The 21,211-nt window shown below is 39.2% G+C and carries 21 protein-coding genes and 1 pseudogene; 2 read left to right on the top strand and 20 right to left on the bottom strand.

Annotation, left to right across the window (positions count from 1 at the left end; genetic code table 11):
• Positions 1-319: 319 nt before the first annotated feature.
• Both FAR12_RS19025 and clpP read left to right on the top strand, forming a co-directional pair.
• Positions 320-958, top strand: coding sequence for a sigma-70 family RNA polymerase sigma factor (locus FAR12_RS19025; protein WP_126410355.1), 639 nt, complete (start codon positions 320-322; stop codon positions 956-958).
• 16 nt (positions 959-974) lie between these two features.
• The gene (gene clpP / locus FAR12_RS19020) at positions 975-1,559 is read left to right on the top strand and encodes an ATP-dependent Clp endopeptidase proteolytic subunit ClpP (protein ID WP_126410354.1); all 585 of its coding nucleotides are present in this window, start codon (positions 975-977) and stop codon (positions 1,557-1,559) included.
• A gap of 183 nt (positions 1,560-1,742) precedes the next feature.
• Here the strand turns inward: clpP and FAR12_RS19015 are convergent, their stop codons facing one another.
• From FAR12_RS19015 to FAR12_RS18920, 20 genes and pseudogenes are all read right to left on the bottom strand, one after another.
• Complete coding sequence (locus tag FAR12_RS19015; RefSeq protein WP_126410353.1) at positions 1,743-1,937, bottom strand: hypothetical protein; 195 nt, start codon at positions 1,935-1,937, stop codon at positions 1,743-1,745.
• 153 nt (positions 1,938-2,090) lie between these two features.
• Positions 2,091-3,083 (bottom strand): tripartite tricarboxylate transporter substrate binding protein, encoded by a 993-nt coding sequence (locus FAR12_RS19010; protein WP_246010449.1) that lies wholly within the window; start codon positions 3,081-3,083, stop codon positions 2,091-2,093.
• A gap of 23 nt (positions 3,084-3,106) precedes the next feature.
• On the bottom strand, positions 3,107-4,621 hold the full coding sequence (locus tag FAR12_RS19005) for a tripartite tricarboxylate transporter permease (RefSeq protein WP_126410352.1): 1,515 nt from the start codon (positions 4,619-4,621) through the stop codon (positions 3,107-3,109).
• A gap of 18 nt (positions 4,622-4,639) precedes the next feature.
• Positions 4,640-5,089, bottom strand: a complete 450-nt coding sequence (locus tag FAR12_RS19000) for a tripartite tricarboxylate transporter TctB family protein (protein ID WP_126410351.1) — start codon at positions 5,087-5,089, stop codon at positions 4,640-4,642.
• A 27-nt stretch (positions 5,090-5,116) separates the two neighbouring features.
• Positions 5,117-6,169, bottom strand: coding sequence for an Ldh family oxidoreductase (locus FAR12_RS18995; protein ID WP_246010448.1), 1,053 nt, complete (start codon positions 6,167-6,169; stop codon positions 5,117-5,119).
• Between the two features lie 443 nt (positions 6,170-6,612).
• On the bottom strand, positions 6,613-7,059 hold the full coding sequence (locus tag FAR12_RS18990) for a CotD family spore coat protein (protein WP_246010447.1): 447 nt from the start codon (positions 7,057-7,059) through the stop codon (positions 6,613-6,615).
• Between the two features lie 169 nt (positions 7,060-7,228).
• Positions 7,229-7,771 (bottom strand): cupin domain-containing protein, encoded by a 543-nt coding sequence (locus FAR12_RS18985; RefSeq protein ID WP_126410350.1) that lies wholly within the window; start codon positions 7,769-7,771, stop codon positions 7,229-7,231.
• Positions 7,772-7,928: 157 nt separating this feature from the next.
• Positions 7,929-8,276: a hypothetical protein gene (locus tag FAR12_RS18980; RefSeq protein WP_126410349.1), complete on the bottom strand. Its 348-nt coding sequence runs from the start codon at positions 8,274-8,276 to the stop codon at positions 7,929-7,931.
• A gap of 243 nt (positions 8,277-8,519) precedes the next feature.
• Positions 8,520-8,612, bottom strand: a pseudogene (locus FAR12_RS18975) (AbrB/MazE/SpoVT family DNA-binding domain-containing protein); the annotation flags it as partial.
• A gap of 1,106 nt (positions 8,613-9,718) precedes the next feature.
• Positions 9,719-11,050 carry a 6-phospho-beta-glucosidase gene (locus FAR12_RS18970; RefSeq protein WP_126410348.1) on the bottom strand — a complete coding sequence of 444 codons (1,332 nt, stop codon included), beginning with the start codon at positions 11,048-11,050 and terminating at the stop codon, positions 9,719-9,721.
• Between the two features lie 33 nt (positions 11,051-11,083).
• Positions 11,084-12,517, bottom strand: coding sequence for a glycoside hydrolase family 1 protein (locus FAR12_RS18965; RefSeq protein WP_126410347.1), 1,434 nt, complete (start codon positions 12,515-12,517; stop codon positions 11,084-11,086).
• Positions 12,483-13,424 (bottom strand): ROK family protein, encoded by a 942-nt coding sequence (locus tag FAR12_RS18960; RefSeq protein ID WP_126410346.1) that lies wholly within the window; start codon positions 13,422-13,424, stop codon positions 12,483-12,485. The genes FAR12_RS18965 and FAR12_RS18960 overlap by 35 nt, the downstream gene beginning before the upstream one ends.
• Positions 13,425-13,509: 85 nt before the next feature.
• Complete coding sequence (locus FAR12_RS18955; RefSeq protein WP_126410345.1) at positions 13,510-13,743, bottom strand: hypothetical protein; 234 nt, start codon at positions 13,741-13,743, stop codon at positions 13,510-13,512.
• Positions 13,744-13,758: 15 nt separating this feature from the next.
• Positions 13,759-15,111 (bottom strand): PTS sugar transporter subunit IIC, encoded by a 1,353-nt coding sequence (locus FAR12_RS18950; RefSeq protein WP_126410344.1) that lies wholly within the window; start codon positions 15,109-15,111, stop codon positions 13,759-13,761.
• A gap of 36 nt (positions 15,112-15,147) precedes the next feature.
• Positions 15,148-15,453 carry a PTS sugar transporter subunit IIB gene (locus FAR12_RS18945; RefSeq protein ID WP_126410343.1) on the bottom strand — a complete coding sequence of 102 codons (306 nt, stop codon included), beginning with the start codon at positions 15,451-15,453 and terminating at the stop codon, positions 15,148-15,150.
• 104 nt (positions 15,454-15,557) lie between these two features.
• Positions 15,558-15,887 (bottom strand): PTS sugar transporter subunit IIA, encoded by a 330-nt coding sequence (locus FAR12_RS18940; RefSeq protein WP_425456200.1) that lies wholly within the window; start codon positions 15,885-15,887, stop codon positions 15,558-15,560.
• Positions 15,880-16,635: a chitin disaccharide deacetylase gene (gene chbG / locus FAR12_RS18935; protein WP_126410342.1), complete on the bottom strand. Its 756-nt coding sequence runs from the start codon at positions 16,633-16,635 to the stop codon at positions 15,880-15,882. Before chbG ends, FAR12_RS18940 begins: the two co-directional genes overlap by 8 nt.
• 191 nt (positions 16,636-16,826) lie before the next feature.
• Entirely contained in the window at positions 16,827-18,746 is a 1,920-nt protein-coding gene (locus FAR12_RS18930; RefSeq protein WP_126410341.1) for a BglG family transcription antiterminator, read from the bottom strand.
• A gap of 75 nt (positions 18,747-18,821) precedes the next feature.
• The gene (locus FAR12_RS18925; protein ID WP_126410340.1) at positions 18,822-20,282 is read right to left on the bottom strand and encodes a 6-phospho-beta-glucosidase; all 1,461 of its coding nucleotides are present in this window, start codon (positions 20,280-20,282) and stop codon (positions 18,822-18,824) included.
• A 144-nt stretch (positions 20,283-20,426) separates the two neighbouring features.
• Complete coding sequence (locus FAR12_RS18920; protein ID WP_126410339.1) at positions 20,427-21,170, bottom strand: MurR/RpiR family transcriptional regulator; 744 nt, start codon at positions 21,168-21,170, stop codon at positions 20,427-20,429.
• Positions 21,171-21,211 lie beyond the last annotated feature (41 nt).

Raw genomic sequence — 21,211 nt, 5'->3', positions numbered from 1 at the left:
AAGCGTAAACGTTTCTTCATCAGGCATCCTCCTCTTAGTTAGTCCTATGTTTACTTTATCGGCAAGCTAGTTCTAATTTTTAAATTAGTTTGCTTTTTCACAATAATGAAGCATATGAGTAAATTTTACCGTTTACTAAGAACTATTTCCATAAAATATTTCGCATTCCTTAAATTCGGAATACCTATAAAATTTATAATATTTAAAATTTTATCTTTTGACTTGTATCGCATAAGATAAAAGAAAATGTTTTTTACCCGTATCTTTTTTCTCTCTAATTCCGTTATTAAGGGTGAGAGGTATAAAGGAGTTGAACAGGATGTCATCTAACAGAAAGCCAAAAGAGGAATCGCTTGAAAAATTGGAGGAGTTTTATCACGGCCTGCAGCAATACTGCCGATTCCTTGCTCGAAATCAATGGGATGGAGATGATCTAGCCCAGGAATCGTTTCTTCGGGCTGTTCAGCGTTATCCAGAATCCGATATTAGTCCTGCGTTGCTTAAAAAGATCGCCTACCACTATTGGATTGATACGTTACGCAAGAAGAAGGATGAATGTACCGGAATACCATTTGAATTACTTTCAGCAGAAAAACAAATGTCACCTGATGAATTGATGAATTCTGTTCAGAAGTTAATGGAATTGACGCCGAAGCAGGCAGTAACCTTTTTGCTAAAAGAAGCATTTTCATTTCGTTCGAAGGAGATTGCGGAACTGCTCGATACGACGGAAATGGCTGTAAAGGCAACTTTACACAGGGCAAGAAGACGCCTCGATAAGGAGGACTCTTTTTCCATGGAGGATACTTGGACGGAAGAAAGTGATCATCAACTTCTTTTCCAGCTGATGTATCAGTCGTTGCAGGAAGAGGACCCGAAGGTACTAATCGATCGGTTTACGGAAATTTTCGCAAAAACTCCTGGTACACCTCTCAACATGTACAGCATGGCAGCTTAAAAAGGGAGTAAATAAAATGGCAACTATTCCTTACGTCATTGAACAATCAAGTCGCGGAGAGCGTTCCTATGATATTTATTCGAGGTTATTAAAGGACCGAATTATTATGATTGGTGATGAAATTGACGACCAGCTCGCCAATAGTGTTATTGCTCAGTTATTATTTTTGGAATCGGAGAATCCGGATAAGGATATTTCCATTTATATTAACAGTCCCGGAGGTTCGATTACAGCAGGCTTCGCCATTTTTGATACGATGCAGCTTATTAAGCCTGATATCAGCACGATTTGCATCGGGATGGCAGCATCTTTTGGCGCAATGCTCCTTCTCGCAGGGACAAAAGGAAAACGCTATGCACTACCGAACAGTGAAGTGATGATTCATCAACCACTTGGCGGTGCAAAAGGGCAAGCCACTGAACTCGAAATTTCCGCGAGGAGAATTCTGAAGCTTCGTGAACACATCAATTCGATCGTCGCCGAACGTACGGGTCAGTCGATTGAAAAAGTGGCAAAGGATTCCGATCGGGACTACTTTATGAACGCCCAGGAGGCCTTGGAATACGGGATTATAGATAAAATCATTAGTAAAAAGGATTAACTTTCTCCCTCGATAGGGAGATTTTTTTTGTGAAATGGACGATATCATCATGAGGACACTATTTCTAGGTTTTGCTTAAATTATGTCCTCATGAACTCATCAAAAAAGAAAAAAGCCATCCCAAGTGTGCATATAAACGCCATTGGAACAGCTTCCTAAACTTACCCCGTCATTCCCTAATCCTCAACTCGATTTTGCTCGAATAAAGTTCGAGGTGGAGTAGTCCTTTACTAATTTTTGTAGACTTCGATGGCTTTCTCGAAGCTTAATAGACTCTTCAAGGATTTTTTGAAATCCTTCAATATCCTTATCATTGGCATTGAGAATCGACTTTGTAATATTTTCGGCAATTTGCTGCAAGGTTATCTCGGAACTCATCAACGATCACACCTTTCACTATTGTCTACCTATACTAATTTTAGAAAGGTGTGTTGATTTCCTGCCCTAAACAACCAAAACAAATCTACATTTCTCCCCAGGATCCACAAGGAATGGAAAAAATCCAACCCGTTCAAACAAGAACCGACAGCTTTATTTGCGAATTCCCGTCGTTTCCGCTAATTTTGTATAAAGTTCTGTTTCTTCCTTAACTGCTTTTGTAAAATCTGCAGAGTTTAAATAAGAAGGTTCTAGCTTAATCTTCTCTAATTCTGCGATAAAATCTTCATCCTTCTCCATTTTGGCGACTGCCTCATCCCATTTTTCTACGATCTCATCCGGAACATCTGCAGCAAAGGACAATCCGGTCCACCATTTCACCTTTAAGCTTGTGAACCCTTCCTCTTCCACCGTTGGCACATCAGGGTATAACGGACTGCGCTCCGACGATTGCACAGCAAGAACTTTGATTTTTCCAGACTCCGCTAAGGAATATACTTCTCCTACGTTGTGCACGGCGAGAATGACATGACCTCCTGCTACCTTGGCTGTTGAGTCACTCGCCCCTTCCGATGAAACCATGCTTGTTTGTTTATAATCGACGCCAATAGAATCGAGCCATTCCGCTACACCAAAGGAAGAAAAGCCCGCTGGTCCGACACTGGCCCATGTTAATTCCTCTGGATTTGCCTTGACCCAATCACTGAACTCTTTAAAACTCTCCCACTCGGCATCTGCTTTTACCGCATAAGTTAAAGAGGCTTCCGCAATCCGGGAAACGAATTTATTATCTTTTGACGTGATCGTAGGATTTGATGTCCCTGCTTCATACATTGTTGTCGAAGAGTTATTGTTCACTAAAACCGTGTAGCCATCTGGCTTCGCTTCCTTTAACGCATACTGAGCCCCAACAATTCCGCCACCACCCGTTTTATTCGTGACAACGATCGATTGCCCCCATTCCTTGCTCAAGTACTCAGCCACTGCTCGGGCAGCCAAGTCAACCCCTCCACCTGCCGCAAAGGGAACAACGAGCTCAATTTGTCGTTCCGGATATGAAGCACTGTCCGAGGATCCCGCTTCATTCGAGCAGCCCGCAATCATTATCCCTAATAGAATCAACACTGATAAACAGAACTTTTTCACCTGTATACCCCCAATCTAAGTTGTCAAAATTCCATGTGTTCCCCTGTCTCCTGTTTGATTCTTTTTTTCGTTCGTTTCGTTAAGAAGATAGAGACGATGATTAGGACGGCGGCTAATAGGAGAAGTGTTAACGAAATCGGCCTTTCGAAAAAAATCAGCCAATTGCCAGAAGAGATCTCTAGCGATTGAATAAAGGAGCTTTCCATTTTTGGACCAAGGACGAGACACAAGACAAAAGGAATAATCGGCCATTGATATTTATGAAAAAAATAACCCAATATACCAAAAATAATCGCAACAACGACATCGAACATACTGTTTCTTACCGAGTAGGCACCTAATATACTCACCATTAAAATGATTGGTCCTAATATTCCAAACGGCACTTCCGTCAGCTTTGCCCACAGTCCGATCAAGGGGAGATTTAAGATTAGGAGAATAATATTGCCAATAAACATACTCGCAATAACCGTCCAAACCATTTGGCTATTTTGTTCAAACAGAACCGGTCCTGGCGTTAATCCATAGATCATTAAAGCCGCAAGGAGAATAGCGAGTGGCGGTGAGGCAGGAATTCCTAAGGCTAATAACGGAATGAATCCCCCTGAACTTGTGGCGTTATTTGCCGACTCTGGACCAGCCACGCCTTCAATGGCACCCTTGCCAAATTTCTCTGGATGTTTTGAAATTTTTTTTTCCACATCATAGGAAAGAAACGAAGTAATCGTGGCCGACACTCCTGGTAAAATGCCAAGAAAAAATCCAAGTAGACTTCCTCTTAAAATCGGAAACATACTTTTTTTCATATCGTCTTTATTGGGATAGACATTTTTGATTTTTTCGTGCTTGATACGTACCCGATTTTCTTCGAGGCCTTTTAATACTTCCGTGATGGCAAACAAGCCGATAATGATGCTGATCATTTCAAAGCCACCAAGAAGCGCATCAAATCCGAAATGAAATCTTGGTACTCCACTTGAAATGCCAATTCCCACAAGCGAGATTAAGAACCCAAATAGGCCCATAATAATCGACTTAGCCAGCGAGAAACCGGTCATATTGAATAATATCAATAAGGCAATCAGCATTAACGTAAAATACTCGGGTGGGCCAAACTTCAATGCTTGATCAGCCAGAATCGGTGCAAAAAGGACAAGGCCAATTAATCCAATACTTCCTGCGAGAAAGGAACCGATCGCTGCAACACCAAGGGCCGCTCCCCCCTTCCCCATTTTCGCTAATGGATAGCCATCTAATGTCGTCGGCACAGACGAGGACTCACCGGGAATGTTCATTAATATCGCTGTTGTCGAGCCTCCATACATCGAGCCATAATAAATTCCCGCCATCATCATAATTCCTTGAGTAGGATCGAGAATCGTCGTCATTGGTAAAAGAATCGCAATCGCCGAAGTTGGACCCAGACCTGGGAGCACACCAACAACAGTTCCAAGAAGTGAGCCCAATAGAACAATTAATAGATTGAAAGGGGTCAGAACTTCACTAAAACCGTGTAAAAGGTAGAGGATTGATTCCACTTGTTTGCTTCCCCCTTTTTATAATAGTAGACTGGGAAACGGTGTTTTCAGCAGGACGATGAATAGTAGATAAAGAGCTGTTGTGAGGATGGTCGCTATCACGATAGAAAAAATCCAGCGATAGCTTCCGATAATTTTTATTAAGAAGAGAAATGTAAGGACGGTACTGAAAAAATAACCGATATATTTAATTAAAAGGCTATAGATTAAGAGACTCCCAATCGAGGCGACCATCATAAAGGCTTTTCTACCTTTCGGGAGGACGACTTCATTCTTTTTTCGCTCGAATAAAAGCATGCCTCCCGCAAGGATCAATAGGACACCAATTATTCCCGGAAACGTGTGATCTCCAGTCAAAAGGTTATTGCCATAAGGATACAGTCTAATCGCTTCAAAAATGGACAATCCACCTAAAATAATCGCTACAAACGCACCGATACGGTCAGGAGAAAGAAATTTCGTGCCCATTCAGAGCTCTCCTTTCTTAATGCTCGTTTAGCCAGGGAATGCCAATTCAAGTTGTCTAGCTAGAATCTGTAATTCCTGCTCTACTTCTGTGGATAATGAGATACCTGTTACTGCTTTCTCTTGGTACGACTTGGCTCTCCTCTCCCCTGGATAAAGAATTGATTCTACGCCTTGTATTTTCGGGCTATCCTTGATTTCGGATAGCATCGTTTTTAACACACCTGAAAAAACTTCCATCGGCAGAAATTTTTCAATATCGATTAATAAAAAGAAGTGACCAATATTCGCTGGATCCAATGTCTCCTCCTCGTACATACTTTTAATATGGGGACCAAAAGCAGCTCCTGTTAAAATGCCAGAAAGAATCTCTACTGCTAGGGCCAACCCATAGCCTTTAACACCGCCCGTAGGAAGGACCGCTCCTTCTAAAGCTATCTTCGGATCATTCGTAGGTTCACCATCCGGACCGATTGCCCAGTCACTTGGAATCGAGATGCCTTCTCTCGCTGCAGAAATAATTTTCCCTTTTGCCACGATACTCGCGGACATATCAATGATGACATCAGGCTGACCAGTTACAGGAAAACCAAAAGCGATGGGATTCGTGCCCAAAAATGCTGTTTTACCTCCCCATGGTGGAATTGCAGGCGGAGCATTCGTCGTGGCAATGATGGCCATATTCTCCTGACAAGCTATTTGACAATAATAGGAGGCAGCGCCAAAGTGATTGCTATTTCGGATCCCAATGGCGGCAACACCCGTTTCTTTCGCAATGGGAATCCCTTCCTGTAAAGCGCGATAAGCTACAACCTGACCAAGGCCACTATCTCCATCCACAGTTAATACAGATGACCCTTTTTTCTCAATGGCAATCGTTGGGTTCGCATTGAAACGTCCTTCTTTAATTCGTTTTGAATAGACCGGTAATCGGCTAATGCCATGACTGCCAACCCCCTCCAAGTCAGCTCTGACCAACGCATCGGCTACAACCGCTGCGTCTTCTTCGTTTACCTTTTGCTTTGTTAACACTTTGACGATAAATGATTTTAAATGTTGTGCATCATATATTCCCACTATCACCACTGCCTTTTCTATACTGGTATAAAATTTACCGTCTTACTTACAAATGCTATGCCCATTTTGGATTTCTATTCCACTATCTCTGTTTACGTATATTCGTTTGTTAGAGGGGAAAATCCTTTACTTGATGATCATTTTTGCTTCTATAATGAGGCTTCCAAATTCAATTGAAGCAAAAAGCCCTGCACGCTTAAAAAGCAGAGCAAGGCCTATGATTGTCAGTACGGTAGACTCATATCAGATCAATTATTTAGTTTTAATTGAAAAAAGGTGTGTGTTGAATTTAACATTTTTACATTATATGTATATGAACACATAAAGCAAAAAATGAAAAAAAGGTCTCCTTACTGATCAGAGACCCAATTTAATATAACAGGAATGGAAGGGTTGTGGACTAGCCTTTTTCGACATTAGGAGAAAAATTCTCTTCACTTAACCCACAGTTATAGACTGAAGAGCCCTCCTCCGCCGCCATTTCTTCGACAGTTTGGATTGTTCAAATCACTACCGCAATCAAAATTTTCTTCGACTGTTTCATTTACGGTCCTTTGTGTCACTGGAAAGAAGTTTTCATTTCTAACCACGGTTCTGTTTACATTAATCACTTCGACTGGGTGGATGCGTCGGACTGTGCGTGTTTTTGTTCTTGTATTGACGATTTGTCGAGTCGGACTTACAATTTCTTCTACTCGATCATGATCGCAGCAACGGCCTCTATTATTGTCGCTTGCTCCCATTACATTGTTGTTTCCAGATCGCTTGGAATTTCTTGCGCCCATGACATTGTTATAGTCGTGGTTATCGCTCTCGCCCATGACGTTGTTGTTATACCCCTTGTTATAACCTGCTCCCATTACGTCACCGTTACCTTTGTTATAGCTTGCTCCCATTACATTGTTATTGTTATTTCTATATCCCATTTGGTTCACCCCCTTATCTCGAGATAATATATTTTACGCAAGAGGGGATTGCTTGTCCTAGACCAAGCCACCAGTTCTCTAAAAACGATCGCATAACTACGAAAAGCACCCCGTAGGATGCTTCTATCGTTTTTCTTGATCACCATCGATAGCTTCGTTCTGCTGCTAAAGCGTCTTTTTTCGTTTTATGAACGGTACCAAATGGATGATGGGGAGGAGCATAAATGGAGTAAAGCCTCAATGGCATTCTCCCTGTATTCGTTACATTGTGCCAAGTGCCCGCTGGGATCATAATGGCGGAGTCTTCATGAACTCGAGTAGCAAAGGTTAGATTATTTCTTCTATTCCCCATTTGTACAACACCATCGCCTTGTTCCACACGTAAAAATTGGTCCGTGTCTGGGTGAATTTCTAACCCGATATCCTCACCGGGCCGAATACTCATTAATGTCACCTGCAAATGGTTTCCTGTCCATAAAGCGGTACGATAAGTAGTATTTTGTTTCGTAGCTTCTTCTATATCCACTACATATGGATAAGGTCCATAATCTTTTAACTCAATTCTTCTTGGCGTTAGCTGTCGATTTTCATTTGGCCCATAATAGGTATGACTTCCGTAAGGATACATGGGGATATACGAGTAATAAGGATATTGAGGGTACATTTTAGGAGACTGATACATTACTTCAACACCTTCCTAAATTTGCTAAATTATTCTATGCATTTAGCAAATCCAATGTACCCCTGTTATTTTTCTTGTTTTCTCCGATTATCTATCCTCACGCTTTACCTGTACTAAAGCACCTGTTCCTATAACATTGGAATGGAAAATCCTGTTTTCAAAGAGTAAAATTCTTTGTGATATCTAGTAAAAATCTGCCGTCTTTTTGTTTGGACTTTACCTCGACCAGAATCGTCCCCATTGTTCCTAAGAACGTGCTATCCAACCCTTCAAAAATAACTTGTCTTTCTGTAATTCTTAATTTTTCATTATAATATTTCATATACACGTCTCTTTTACCTACGAATTTATTATATAAAGCCATACTAACTCTTTCCCCACTCTTTATTTTTTTAAAAGTAGGTTCTTTAGCCTCGGATCCATCGAATGTTATTGTAATATTCGCTAACGTCATTCCAGTATTATTATCCACATAAACAGTTGGTAAAGTTTGCACCATATACATATTTTTACTTCCCCCTTTTTATGTAAAAAGCTTATTTCTCTTTACAATTGTAACATTATTTACCAATATGTTCCATTGATACTACTATGAATAAATTAAAAAAGAAGCCTCCAATAAGTTCATAGACTTGGTGAAAGCTTCTTTGGATATTTCAGTTATTATTTATTTTCGCTTAGCAAGTTTCGCTAATGTAGTATCATATTTTTCTATTAAACTTTCGATCCCTTTTATAAAGTCAGGGTCTAGTTCTTTTCCGGCCAGCTCGCCAAAATCTATCTCAGCATGACGATTCTCAGGTGTTATCCTTTTTAATAGTTCCTCTAAAGTTGGCTTTTTAACTTGCGAGTCTTTACTATCCATGTGATTCACCACCGATGTGTTTTCTTCATCATACCAAGGAACTGTTCTAGTTTCAAAAGGTATATCTCGTGTCACTCAGTATAAGTCCATTCAAGTGATATTGTACATTCCCCTTCGAACCCTTCAGAACCCTTATTCGGAACCGAATTATATTAGTAAAGGTTAAATAGGGACGTCAATCAAACGTTTGATCTAATTTACTACGCCACTTATGGGCTTGCTCGCTCAACTCAAAAGTTAATTTTTTCGATTGTTTTTGCGAGATAAAATCTAGGCTAAATAGGACGATTTTTTAGTCTTGTTATAGCAAGAAAGCAAAAACTGACCTGCCAATCAAACGTTTGATCTAATTTGCCACGTCACCTATGGGCTAGCGCTTTCAACTCAAAAGTTAATTTTTCGAATTGTTTTGGCAAGATAGGATCTCGGCAAAAAAGGACGATTTTTTAGTCTTGTTATAGCAAGAAAGCAAAAACTGACCTGCCAATCAAACGTTTGATCTAATTTGCCACGTCGCTTATGGGCTGGCTCGTTCAACTTCAAAGTTAATTTTTTGCGTTACTTTCGTAAGATAGCAACCAGGGGAAAAATGACCAAAACTAGCTGTTTTAGCCGTTTCCTTATAGCAAAAAAGCAAAAAATCACCCGTCAATCAAACGTTTGATCTAATTTACCACGTCACTTATGGGCTGGCGTGTTCAACTCCAAAGTTGATTTTTCGAGTTGTTTTCGTGAGATAGGAATAATAGCGAATTTGAGGTAAAATTCCTTCGAATTCGTCTTATTATTGTAGGAAAGCAAAAAGTAACCTGCCAATCAAACGTTTGATCTAATTCTCCACGTCGCTTATGGCCTGGCTCGTTCAACTCCAAAGTTAATTTTTTGCGTTGTTTTCGTAAGATAGGTTTTCGGGTGTTTTTTGTGAAAAATCGGACAAAATTCATAAAATCAGCAATCTCTAAAGTAACATTACTTGTAGGGGTTCCGAAAGATTTTCATAGATACAAAATTCCTCATATAAAAACAAAAAGCTATCCTAGTGCGTAGCTAAAACGCCACTGGGACAGCTCCTCCAAAAAACTTTAGTTTCCTTGCACTAACTCACCTTTAAAAAACTGAGGCAAATATTCCTTGTGGGCTTCCATCATTTCATCGACAATTTCTTTTGCCAATTTATCAGAAGCCACCAATGGATTAATCGTTAGTGCTAATACAGCTAAATCATAGTCACCAGTAACAGCTGCTTCTGCTGCTACACGTTCAAATGATTTGATTTGCTGCACCAGTCCTCTTACAGCTACAGGCAGGTCTCCAATCGCAATCGGTTTTGGACCTTCTTTTGTAATGACACAACTAATTTCAACAGCTGAGTCATTTGGAATGCTTGCAATAGCCCCATTATTGATGGTATTTACCGGTTGGATATCTCGCTTATCATTATGAATACTTGAGATTAAGCGGACAGCAGCATCAGAGTAGTAAGCCCCTCCCCTTTTTTCTAATTGTGGAGGCTTAATATCAAGTTCTGGATCTTTGTAAAGCTCGAATAAATCCTTCTCTAATGCCTTTACTACTTCTGCACGAGTACCTTTTGTTTCCGCATCATGCTTCGTCTTTTCAAACATTTCTCGTGTTTTATAATAGTAATTATGGTAAGGACATGGAATTGCATTTAATGCTTTCAAAAATGCCGGTTCCCATGCAATACCTTGAATGTTTTTAACAAAGCTACTATCATCAAGCTCTGTCACCATTTTAATGACTTTGTCCTTCACGCTCTTGCCATCTAAGTACACTTCTAAACCGTAGACCATATGATTTAGTCCTGCAAAATCAATGCGAATGCGAGAATGTTCAACTTCTAATAAATGAGCAACAGCCATTTCCATTCCAATTGGTACATTGCATAGCCCAACTACTTTTTTGATATTGGAATAGCGCAGCACCGCTTCAGTTATCATACCAGCAGGATTCGCAAAGTTAATGAGCCAAGCATCCGGGCACAGTTCCTCCATGTCTTTACAAATATCTAGAATCACCGGAATGGTTCTCAAACCTTTAAATAATCCACCTGGGCCATTTGTCTCCTGACCTAATACACCATATTTCAAAGGAATGCTTTCATCTTTTGCACGAGCATCGAGCAACCCAACACGGAATTGGGTTGTGACAAAATCAGCATCCTTTAACGCTTCTCTTCGATCTAATGTTAAATGAACCTCAATTGGAAGACCTGCTTTTTCAACCATCCGTTTCGCAAGATTCCCGACAATTTCTAGCTTTTCTTTTCCTGCCTCAACATCGACAAGCCAAATTTCCGATACTGGCAATTCCTCATACCGCTTAATAAATCCTTCAATCAACTCTGGAGTATAGCTTGAACCTCCGCCAATCGTTGCAATTTTTAATCCCATTACGAACGCCTCCTCGATATTTTAAAATAGGTATTACACATTACCGTTCTTACTGATCAAATCCTTATACCAATAGAAGCTCTTCTTCTTCATTCTTCGTAAATCCTTATCTCCATCTTCATCCTGGTTCACATAGACTAAGCCGTAGCGTTTTTGGAAACCATTCAGCCAGCTTAGTAAGTCAGTAAATGACCAGACACAGTACCCTAAAACATCCACGCCATCCGTTACAGCTTCTCTAATTGCTCGAATATGAGCATGAATATACTCTATGCGGTAATCGTCATTGACCTCGCCATCTTCTACGGTGTCATATTCTCCTAGACCATTCTCTGAGATTAAAATCGGTAGACGATATCTGCTTTCTATTCTCCTCAGTGCAACTCTTAATCCAGTTGGGTCAATAGCCCAATCCCAATTCGTTGTCTCCACATATGGATTTTTTATAGATTTATAGAGACCAGGGATTCCTCGATCTTCTGTCGTCCCTTTTTTACCTGAAGTATTAAAATGACCAGACTCGGTAACACCATCCAACGGGTTATGCTCCACTGCACCTGTTTGATAGTAGTTCAAGCCCATAAAATCTGGCTTCCCCTCTTTTAACAAGTCCAGATCTCCATCTTCTAATTTTGGTGCAAGTCCCTTTGATTCAAGGTAGTTCCAGGCAACCTTTGGATATTCTCCCCAAGCATATACATCCATCCACCAATGCGCATTGAACTCTTCTACATTTTCAAATGCTAAAATATCTTCCGGTTTGGACGAATAAGGATACGCTGGACCATAGGCGAAACTTGGACCAATTTTTCCATCTGGAACATATTTACGGAAGGCCTTAATCGCACTTGCATTGGCTAAATTAGCATGATGGTTCACCTGGTAAAACAATTTATCATCCTTTACACCCGGTGGGTGTGATGCAAGCTTGTAGCCATGGGACGTAAATACGTTTTGCTCATTTAAGGAGACCCAATATTTGACCCGATCGCCAAACCTTTTGTATAAAAGAACACTGTAATTTGTGAAGTCTTCGACGATTTGACGTGATTCCCACCCGCCATATTCATCCTGCAGTGCTTGTGGCAAATCCCAATGATAAATTGTAAGAATGGGCTCAATTTGATTTTTAATGAGTTCATTGATGAGCTTGTCGTAAAACTCTAGACCTGCTTCATTGACTTCTTCTTTACCTGTTGGCAAAACACGTGTCCATGCAACAGAAAAACGATAAGCTTTCAAGCCCATTTCTTTCATCAATTGAACGTCTTCTTCAAATCGGTGATAATGGTCAACCGCTACATCACCATTTGTGCCTTTAAAGGTTTTTCCCGGAATGCGAACAAATTGATCCCAGTTGGATAAGCCTTTTCCATCTTCATTCCATGCCCCTTCAACTTGATAGGCTGCGGATGCTGCTCCCCATAAAAAGTCATCCGAGAAATTTGCTAGTTTCGTATGAATCATCTTTGTCAACTCCTTCTATTCGCTGGGTCCCCTGCATTTTTTTAAAATGATAAAACGCCCCTAACATTCCAGCGTCATTACGGAACTTACATGGTTCAACAGGCATCTTAAAGTATGACCAAAGCCCATACTCCTCTAGCTGTCTGTTAATTTCATCAAACAAGTAGCTTTGAGTACTGACTCCGCCACCGATTAAGATTTTTTCCGGATTAAAGGTGGTCGCAAGATTATAAATTCCTCTACTAATGTGGTTAATCCAATCATCTAAGATTGCCTTAATAGCTGGATCCGACTCTGCTTCTGTAAAAATGTCTTTCCCATCTATTTGGTCATCTATCTTTTTGTAATCTTCATATGCCTTAATAAGCGCAGTCATTGAAGCCGTTTCATGCATATCCTTGCGTTCACCATTTTGAAAAACGGTGAACATCCCACCATACTCTCCAGCACGATAGCTATGGCCACGATAAATGTCTCCGTTTAAAAAAATGCCTCCACCTACACCGGTTCCAATCGTCATGCAGATAAAATGCTCGCATCCTTGGGCATTCCCACTAACACGCTCAGCAAGAGCAGCACAATTACCGTCGTTTTCTATTTCAACTGGAAGGCCCGTACTCTCTTCCAGTAGGATTTTTAAATTTTGTCCATGAAGAGCAGATATTGCCCCTGCCAGTTCTGAATAGCCAGTCATGACATCGATATAACCTGGCAAACTGATCGCAATCCCGCTTACTTCACTGTTCTCTCTATAATCGTTTATTGTGTCTAACATATCTTTTAGAAAAATATCCAAAGAATTTCTTTCAGTTGGATACTCGGATTTCGTAACAAACTCTCCATTTCTTTTGATGAGAGCATGTTTTACTTTCATGCCACCTACGTCGAAGGTAATATATTTTTCCATACGATTCTCCCTCTCAAACAATTGATAGAGATGCTTTAACAAGGATGGGAGGCCTGATAATCAGGACTCCCATTCTCCAAAATCATTATTGTAATTTCACGGAAAAATGCAGAGCACTTCCCATTGGAGAATTTTTCAACAGTTCTTTCAAATACTTGACCGTATCTTCTCCCGATAATTCTGTTTCTACAGTGACGTTCATGTCGATTTTATTCAATTGCTCAACATTTACTCTCACTGTTTCATCACTAAAATTGTCGATAAATTCATGTAAAAATTTAATTTGCCCACAAAAAACGTTTACTCTATGTTGATTCATTGTAAATCATCCCTTTCAGGCGTTTAGCTCTGAGCTTTTTGTAGTAGTAATATTATCAGATTCAATTGCAGCCGCTTTATTAGCCGCCATAACAAATGGCATATAGATAAGAGTAGAGACAGCTAAACAAACAAACCCAAGAATCAAGGCCCACCAGTTACCACCTGTTCCTAAGAAGGCTAATATTGGTCCAGGTGTTGTCCATGGTACAGAATAAGCAATTGGTGGAATCCACTCAAAGTGAATCGCTGTCCATCCAATGATAATGTTTATTGCTGGAACTAAGATAAATGGAATAATCAAGATTGGATTTAATACAACCGGCAAACCGAAAATGATTGGTTCATTGATATTGAATAAACCTGGTGCGATTGATAGTTTACCGATATCTCGGTAATCCTTTCTTTTTGAAACTAGGAAAATCGCGATAAGAAGACCTAATGTCATCCCTGATCCACCATAGTTGGCAAATGCATCGTTGATTGCCCATGTTGTTGGATAAGGAGCTCCCCAAGCTGTACCATTCGCTGCAACAAAGTTTAAGTTTTCAATACCTGCTTCAGCAAACATCCCTTCACGAATCGCAGCAATTGTGTTTGGACCATGGATACCGAAGATCCATAATAAGTTTGAAACAACGGCTAAAATGACTAAGGAAATAACACTATCACCTATGTTTTTCAACGGAGTCTGTAACACCGTATAAATGAATTGGTGCAAACCATCTTCATAGAGTGCATTGATGATCGCGTTACCAATCGCAAAAATCAAAGTAATGATAATGATCGGGAATAATACCTTAAATGTTCTTGCAACTGCTGGCGGTACAGATGGAGGCATCTTAACCTGAAGTTTTTCAGATTTGGATAGTCTACTAAAGAGCTCTCCAACTAATAAACCGACGATAATTGCAACGAATAAACCTTGTGCCCCTACCCATTGTGTAGAAAGATAGTTTGCACCTTCCACGTTTAAATATTGAGGATAGATAATAAAGAAAGTAGATAGACCGGTAATCCCACTCAATAATTCATCCGCTTTTAATGCAATGGCTATATTCCTGGCAATCAGGAACACGATAAACATCGAGAGAATATTTGTCGAACCATTTAGAACTGGAGTAAATACTTGTTGATAATCAGCTAAATTAGGAAACAGTTTATGCAAGAATAATATTTTTGCAAGGAAACCATCTGGTGCTAAAATCGCAAAGTTTAATAGTAAAACTAATGAACCCGCCATCGTGATTGGAAATGCTAAAATGAATGCATCACGAATGGCAACAACATGTCTTTGTGAATTTAATTTTGCTGCGATAGGAACAAGAACTTTTTCCATTCCTCTTTCAAAGCCAGCCATAAACCCCATAGTTTTTCGCTCCTTTTTATCTAGGCATTTACCTAATTATTCTCCAATGAGTTCAAATGCTCTGTTTAGAACCTTTTCTCCATCCATCGTTCCATAGGCACGCATTTCGATTACTTCTACAGGAACACGTCCTTTTACCATAGAATCAACCTGTGCTTTTTGAAATCTCACTTGTGGTCCTAATAGCACGACATCTACTTCGTCAATCACTGAGCTTGATTCTGAAATTGGAAGTGCAAAAATATCGATTTCTTCTCCTCGTTTGTTTGCAGCATCCTTCATTTTGTTAACCAATAGGCTCGTTGACATTCCTGCAGCACATACTAATAGAATTTTTTTCATCGTTAACTCCCCCTTGATAATTTCTGCGACGTAAGAAAGCGGTTACAAAACAGATAAATTTTTCACTTTTTTTTAGGTGAACCACTCCTTTCAAAAAATATTGATCAACCTTTTTTCAAAATGACTTTATACATATCTACAAATTCTCTAGCTAAATCTTTAACAGTAATCGAGTTCATCAAATGGTCTTGAGCATGTACCATAAGAAGAGAGATTGTTGCGTTGTTCCCTCTAACTTCTTCTTGGATCAGAGAAGTTTGAATCCGGTGAGCCTGGTTAAGCGCCTCTTCTGCATTTTTTAATTTAGCTTCAGCACCTTCAATATCTCCGGTTTTGGCTAACGCAATTGCTTCCATAGCATGACTCTTTCCATCGCCACCGTGAAGAATGATTTGGAAAATAGTCTCTTCAGAAATTGTTGTCATTTTATTCATTCCTTCCACTCTTAATCTGATTTGCGAAATCTTTGTAGTTGATGAGCTGAATGTTTTTTTCTTCAAAAAATGAAGCAATTGACGGGTCTGTTAAGATATCTAGTTCATTAAGGCGTTCCTTACTATACGAACTACCCGCTGATAAAGCATTATCAATAAATGACGGATGACTCATAATTTCGACAGTCTCAAAATCTAATAAACTTTCAAAAAGAGTTAAAGTGTTTTCCACAGTCAAATGACTTCCATAGAAATCTGCACACAAATACTCAATTGGATGTAACTTCCGATCTGCATTCCCTGCACTTCTAATCGGCAGTTGATATGTTTCGGCTAACTCTTTCACAATTGGATAAAATGATTTCATTGTATGAATATGATGATGTGAATCAAGATGAGTAGGTGTCAAACCAAGAGAATAAAATAATTCGATTTGACTGGTCAGTTCTTTTTTCACATCCTCAAGAGATGCATGCTTCTCGATATCCGATAATTTGTGGAAGGTTCCTTCACTATTCACCAAAGATGGGACATCATCTCTTACTGGACTTCCGCAGGTTAATACTAAATGAATACCCACACCTAGCTCTTTACACTCTTTTGCAAGTTGAGCTGCGTGAAAGGCTCCCGGCATATTTGCCATTAAAGTCGCTGATGTAACGATTCCGTATTTATGGGCATCCAGAATTCCATAATTAACTGCCTTTGAATAACCAAAATCATCAGCGTTTACTACCCATTTTCTCAAACGTATCATCCCCGGTTCGTGAACTGTAGTTGCGATTTTGAACTGAAATATTATAAAGGATCCTATAATATTAGTTTAACATGTAAGCGCTTTACTTTAAGTTTTAGTTTTTCCGTTGCTCAACGGAAAAACTTAGGTCAATTTTCTCATTATTTATTTTATTCAGAACACAAGTGTAGAAGAACTCACTTCTATTTCTCTTTTAACAAGCTTATTACTTCGTTCTGGTTTTTGCTTTCGATCAGTCTTTGAATCAGCATTCGATTGTCTAAAATAGCAATCATGTTTTGATACATTTGATCAAGGTCACTGTTTGGGCCTTTTCTAATATTTAGTAAGCAAACAAATTGGACCATTTGATCTTCGTGCCATTGAATTGGCTTTTTTAATGTACAAATCGTCCAGAATGTTTCCTCTGTAACAGGCGTCATCGGATGAGGAATCGCTACTAGGTCCCCAAAACAAGTTGGTGCCAAAGATTCCCTTTCTAACACAAGGTTTACGTAATCAGCAGGAACAAGCCCCTGGTTATACAGCTCATTACATAGAAACTCGATAACACTTTCCTTATCTTGCAAATCCTGCTGTAAAAAGATTCTTGATGAATTCAAATAAGATTCGACTTGATATGAGCTCTTCTTTAAAAAACCATTGATTTTTTGTATATCCTTATCGTCTAAAAATGGATTTACGACTAGTACCGGAACCCGCAAAGTTTCTAGAATCGGAATGGTGCTAATGATTAAATCAACGGATGCAAGATTATAGGAAACTAAATTATAGTAATTAATCGTATCCACGATTTCGATACTATGATCAAAATGGTTTTTCAAACGATAGTAAAGAAGCCTTGCACTTCCTACGCCAGAAGCGCAAACCACTAGCACTTTTTTCAGCTCATTTTTTCTTGTTTTCATTCTTTCTAGAGCAACACCGATATGAAGGGCAATATAAGCAATCTCATGCTCGACAATTTCTAGATTTAAGTACTCTTCAATACATTTACTGGCAATTACTGCCCCGTCAAATGCAATCGGATATTTTGTTTTAATATCATTGAGCAATGGATTTCTAATATTCATTTTGTATTTCAATCGATTCATGGCAGGGCGAATATGAAGCGTTAGGGCTTGAATAAACTCGATATCATCCCTAAAATCCCAATTCAATTCATTCTTGAGCCTTTCGAGAATGAGATTGACAATTTTTCCAACCTCATCATGATCATTGATTTCCTGTAATTCTTTTTCATTTAGTAATTTCGTTCCTAATAAATGAATAATGATGTAATCCATTTCAGACGTAGGAAACGTAAGGCCAGTAAAACGCTCCACCTCTGCAATAATTTCCTTTGCTACCATCTGTTCAAATGGATATTGTTGAATGATCCAATCTTCAAGATGCTCAATGATCCAGCCTTCCTCAATCCTTTTACAAGCAATCGTAATATGGGTAACCAAATTGGTTAAGGAAATATCCGAAATATCAATTTTGTAGGTGATCAGTTTATCTATCAAAATCTTTTTTACATTTTCATAAACTTCTTGATCTAATAGCTGAAAAGAATCACTGTCCACAAAAGGGTCTTGCTTACGGTTCAAGACTGAATTGGACAGGCATTGCCTTTTCATATACTCGTCCCCTTCTACTTTTGTTCCATAGTAAGGTCGAGTCGTCAATTTTAAATTGTATTTCTTTAAGATCGAGCGCACGATTTTCAGATCGTTTTGAACGGTTGAAATCGATACAAACAGTTCATCGGAGAACTTTTCAATCTTTATAAAGTCTTTTACTAACAATAACCTCGTCAGCATATAGAGAACACGGTTTTCCTGATCGGCATAATTCACTATGGTCGTATCCGCTTCATCAGATACTTGACCAACGGCTGATGAAAATAGCTGTTGGTCCAATACTTTCATCGAATAGCCCTTACCCCTATAAGATTCTATTACGATTCCAAAAGAGGCAGATTTTTGCTGAATTAGCTTAATCTCATTTCGAACAGTCCGATCACTGACACCTATTTCTTTTGCAATCCATTCTGAGGTAATCGATTCATTTACCTTCGATAATACTGAAAATATATCCTTTTGACGTTTGGAAAACATAGAATGTATTCCTCCTTCTTCGGACGCCCTTCAAAACAAACTGAAAGACTGTCGACACGCGTTTATTTCAGTAATTTATTGACGAGAAAAGACTTTGTCTTTTAAGCATAATTCCTTGCCATTGGTTTCAATAACCTGTTTGTACCATTCAAACGATGTTTTCCTTTTTCTTTCTAGCGTCCCATGACCATTGTTGTCTTTGTCCACGTAGATGAAGCCATAGCGTTTTTCCATTTCACCTGTTCCGAAGCTGACGATATCAATACAGCCCCAAGGTGTGTATCCGATTAACTCTACACCATCAATATTGATGGCCTTCTCCATCTCCACTATATGCTGTTTTAAATATTGAATGCGATAGTCGTCTTGAATTGAGCCGTCCGCTTCAATCACATCTCGTGCCCCAAAACCATTTTCAACGATAAATAATGGTTTTTGATATCTTTCATATACGACACTTAATGTGTATCTAAGCCCGACAGGATCGATTTGCCAGCCCCATTCACTAGCCTTCACATGAGGGTTTCGAACAATATGTTTGAACTCACCTGATTGGCTGCTTCCCTCAACTTCACGAGAGCTGACAACACCGGACATATAATAACTAAAGCCGATATAATCAACAGTGCCTTCTTTCAATACCGCTTCATCCGCCTCTGTATATTCGATATCGTAGCCGTTACGCTCCCAATATTTTTTAATATACGTAGGGATCTCCCCTCTAGCATGAATATCACTAAAGAACCATCGGTTCCGCATCGCCACAACCGATTCCATCATATCCTCAGGATGACAAGAATAAGGGTATATTGGAACATAGGCCATCATACAGCCAATTTGAAATTCTGGGTTGATTTCGTGACCAAGCTTCACCACTTTTGCACTTGCGATGAGCTCATACAAAGCTGCTTGATACATCGTTTTTTCCCTGTTCTCCCCTTCTTGAAAAAGGATGCCAGAGTTCGTGAAAATATGTAAATCATGCGTTGTATCGGATTGATTATTGATTTCGTTAAAGGTCATCCAATACTTTACTTTATGCTTGTACCGTTTCATTACTGTTTCAGCATATATAACAAAGAAATCAATCAATTTGCGATTTCTGAAGCCACCATATGTTTTTACAAGATGATAAGGCATTTCAAAATGCGAAAGTGTAACAACGGGTTCAATATTATATTTTAATAGTTCGTCAAATAAATCATCATAGAATTGCAAGCCTTCTTCATTCGGCTGGTCATCATCCCCATTCGGGAAGATTCTTGACCAAGCAATGGAAGTCCGAAAACTCTTAAATCCCATTTCCGCAAATAGTTTAATATCTTCTTTATATCTTGAGTAAAAGTCGATCGCTTCATGATTCGGATAATTGTAGCCTTCCACTACTCCATCTGTAATTTGGCGAGGAACACCATGTCTGCCTGCAGTCATCACGTCTGCAATGCTGACCCCTTTTCCACCCTTATTCCAGCCGCCTTCAAGTTGATGAGCTGCTACCGCTCCACCCCATAAGAAATCCTTTGGAAAACCTACCATTTCTGTCTCCTCCTACATGCTCAATTGCGAAACCGCTTTCGTATATTGTAGAAAGAAAAAATACGTGAGTCACTACGTTGGATGGCGAAAAAAACTTGTTACGGTGTTTAAAAAATGTTACATAAAAAAAACAAGCAGTCATGGTTATTTGGTTTTTCTTTGTTCCAGTAGCCTTTGAACCTTTCTTCCAATCATTTCTAAAATATACACGACAGGAACCTGAGAAGTAATATTATATTCATTTTTCACTTTCATAAATTGCATATAATAGGCAATGTTCAAGTCAGATAGTTTCGCTAAGGTACACGTTTCATAGTTCGTAATGCTAATGATGGCTGAAGACATACTTTTAAAACGACTTACTTGCTTCAACGTCTCTTCTGTTTCTCCAAATACGGACAGGACAATCGTAACCGATGAATCATAGTAGCCATCAGGCACAGGATAAAACGGATCATCCAAATGCTGGGCAAACTTACCGACGTTTGAAAGAAATCTTGCCCCATATTTTCCTAGTGCTCCACTAGAACCGATACCTAAAAAGATTACTTTATTTTTATTGACGATCAGTTCGGCAGCCTGATTCAATAAACTATCGAATTCATCGTTATTAATCTTCTTAAAAAAGTCGATCATATGGGAAGCATCTTCAGTCGGAAAAGATTGCTCCTGGCTTTCTTTATACATTTTGAGTTTGAATTTAAATTCTGTAAATCCATCCGTATTCATCTTTTTACAAAAACGCAGAATTGTCGTGGTTGAGACATGCGTGACTTCTGATAATTCTCGAATACTCATATGATTGACTTTTTCAATATTGGAGATGACGTAATTATAAACAGCCAGCTCAAGCTCATTCAAGCTACGAATTTCTTGTAGAGAAAACATACGATCAATCCCTTTTCGTTTTTTCACTTTAAAGGCATTAT

It is taken from the genome of Bacillus yapensis (genome assembly GCF_005280205.1).
Taxonomy (GTDB): Bacteria; Bacillota; Bacilli; order Bacillales; family Cytobacillaceae; genus Robertmurraya; species Robertmurraya yapensis.
The sequence above is the reverse complement of the archived record's forward strand: the minus strand, read 5'-3'. Positions and strand labels throughout refer to the sequence as shown.

Coding starts and splice junctions, on each gene's coding strand:
- FAR12_RS18990 (WP_246010447.1), bottom strand. CDS start 7,059: ATGGGAGCAAGCTATAACAAAGGTAACGGTGACGTAATGGGAGCAGGT.
- FAR12_RS18950 (WP_126410344.1), bottom strand. CDS start 15,111: ATGGGGTTTATGGCTGGCTTTGAAAGAGGAATGGAAAAAGTTCTTGTT.
- FAR12_RS18930 (WP_126410341.1), bottom strand. CDS start 18,746: ATGTTTTCCAAACGTCAAAAGGATATATTTTCAGTATTATCGAAGGTA.
- FAR12_RS18925 (WP_126410340.1), bottom strand. CDS start 20,282: ATGGTAGGTTTTCCAAAGGATTTCTTATGGGGTGGAGCGGTAGCAGCT.
- FAR12_RS19025 (WP_126410355.1), top strand. CDS start 320: ATGTCATCTAACAGAAAGCCAAAAGAGGAATCGCTTGAAAAATTGGAG.
- FAR12_RS18985 (WP_126410350.1), bottom strand. CDS start 7,771: ATGTATCAGTCTCCTAAAATGTACCCTCAATATCCTTATTACTCGTAT.
- FAR12_RS18955 (WP_126410345.1), bottom strand. CDS start 13,743: ATGAATCAACATAGAGTAAACGTTTTTTGTGGGCAAATTAAATTTTTA.
- FAR12_RS18965 (WP_126410347.1), bottom strand. CDS start 12,517: ATGATTCATACGAAACTAGCAAATTTCTCGGATGACTTTTTATGGGGA.
- FAR12_RS18920 (WP_126410339.1), bottom strand. CDS start 21,170: ATGTTTTCTCTACAAGAAATTCGTAGCTTGAATGAGCTTGAGCTGGCT.
- FAR12_RS18945 (WP_126410343.1), bottom strand. CDS start 15,453: ATGAAAAAAATTCTATTAGTATGTGCTGCAGGAATGTCAACGAGCCTA.
- FAR12_RS18960 (WP_126410346.1), bottom strand. CDS start 13,424: ATGGAAAAATATATTACCTTCGACGTAGGTGGCATGAAAGTAAAACAT.
- FAR12_RS19000 (WP_126410351.1), bottom strand. CDS start 5,089: ATGGGCACGAAATTTCTTTCTCCTGACCGTATCGGTGCGTTTGTAGCG.
- FAR12_RS18970 (WP_126410348.1), bottom strand. CDS start 11,050: ATGGGATTAAAAATTGCAACGATTGGCGGAGGTTCAAGCTATACTCCA.
- FAR12_RS18980 (WP_126410349.1), bottom strand. CDS start 8,276: ATGTATATGGTGCAAACTTTACCAACTGTTTATGTGGATAATAATACT.
- FAR12_RS18940 (WP_425456200.1), bottom strand. CDS start 15,887: ATGAATAAAATGACAACAATTTCTGAAGAGACTATTTTCCAAATCATT.
- FAR12_RS19015 (WP_126410353.1), bottom strand. CDS start 1,937: ATGAGTTCCGAGATAACCTTGCAGCAAATTGCCGAAAATATTACAAAG.
- clpP (WP_126410354.1), top strand. CDS start 975: ATGGCAACTATTCCTTACGTCATTGAACAATCAAGTCGCGGAGAGCGT.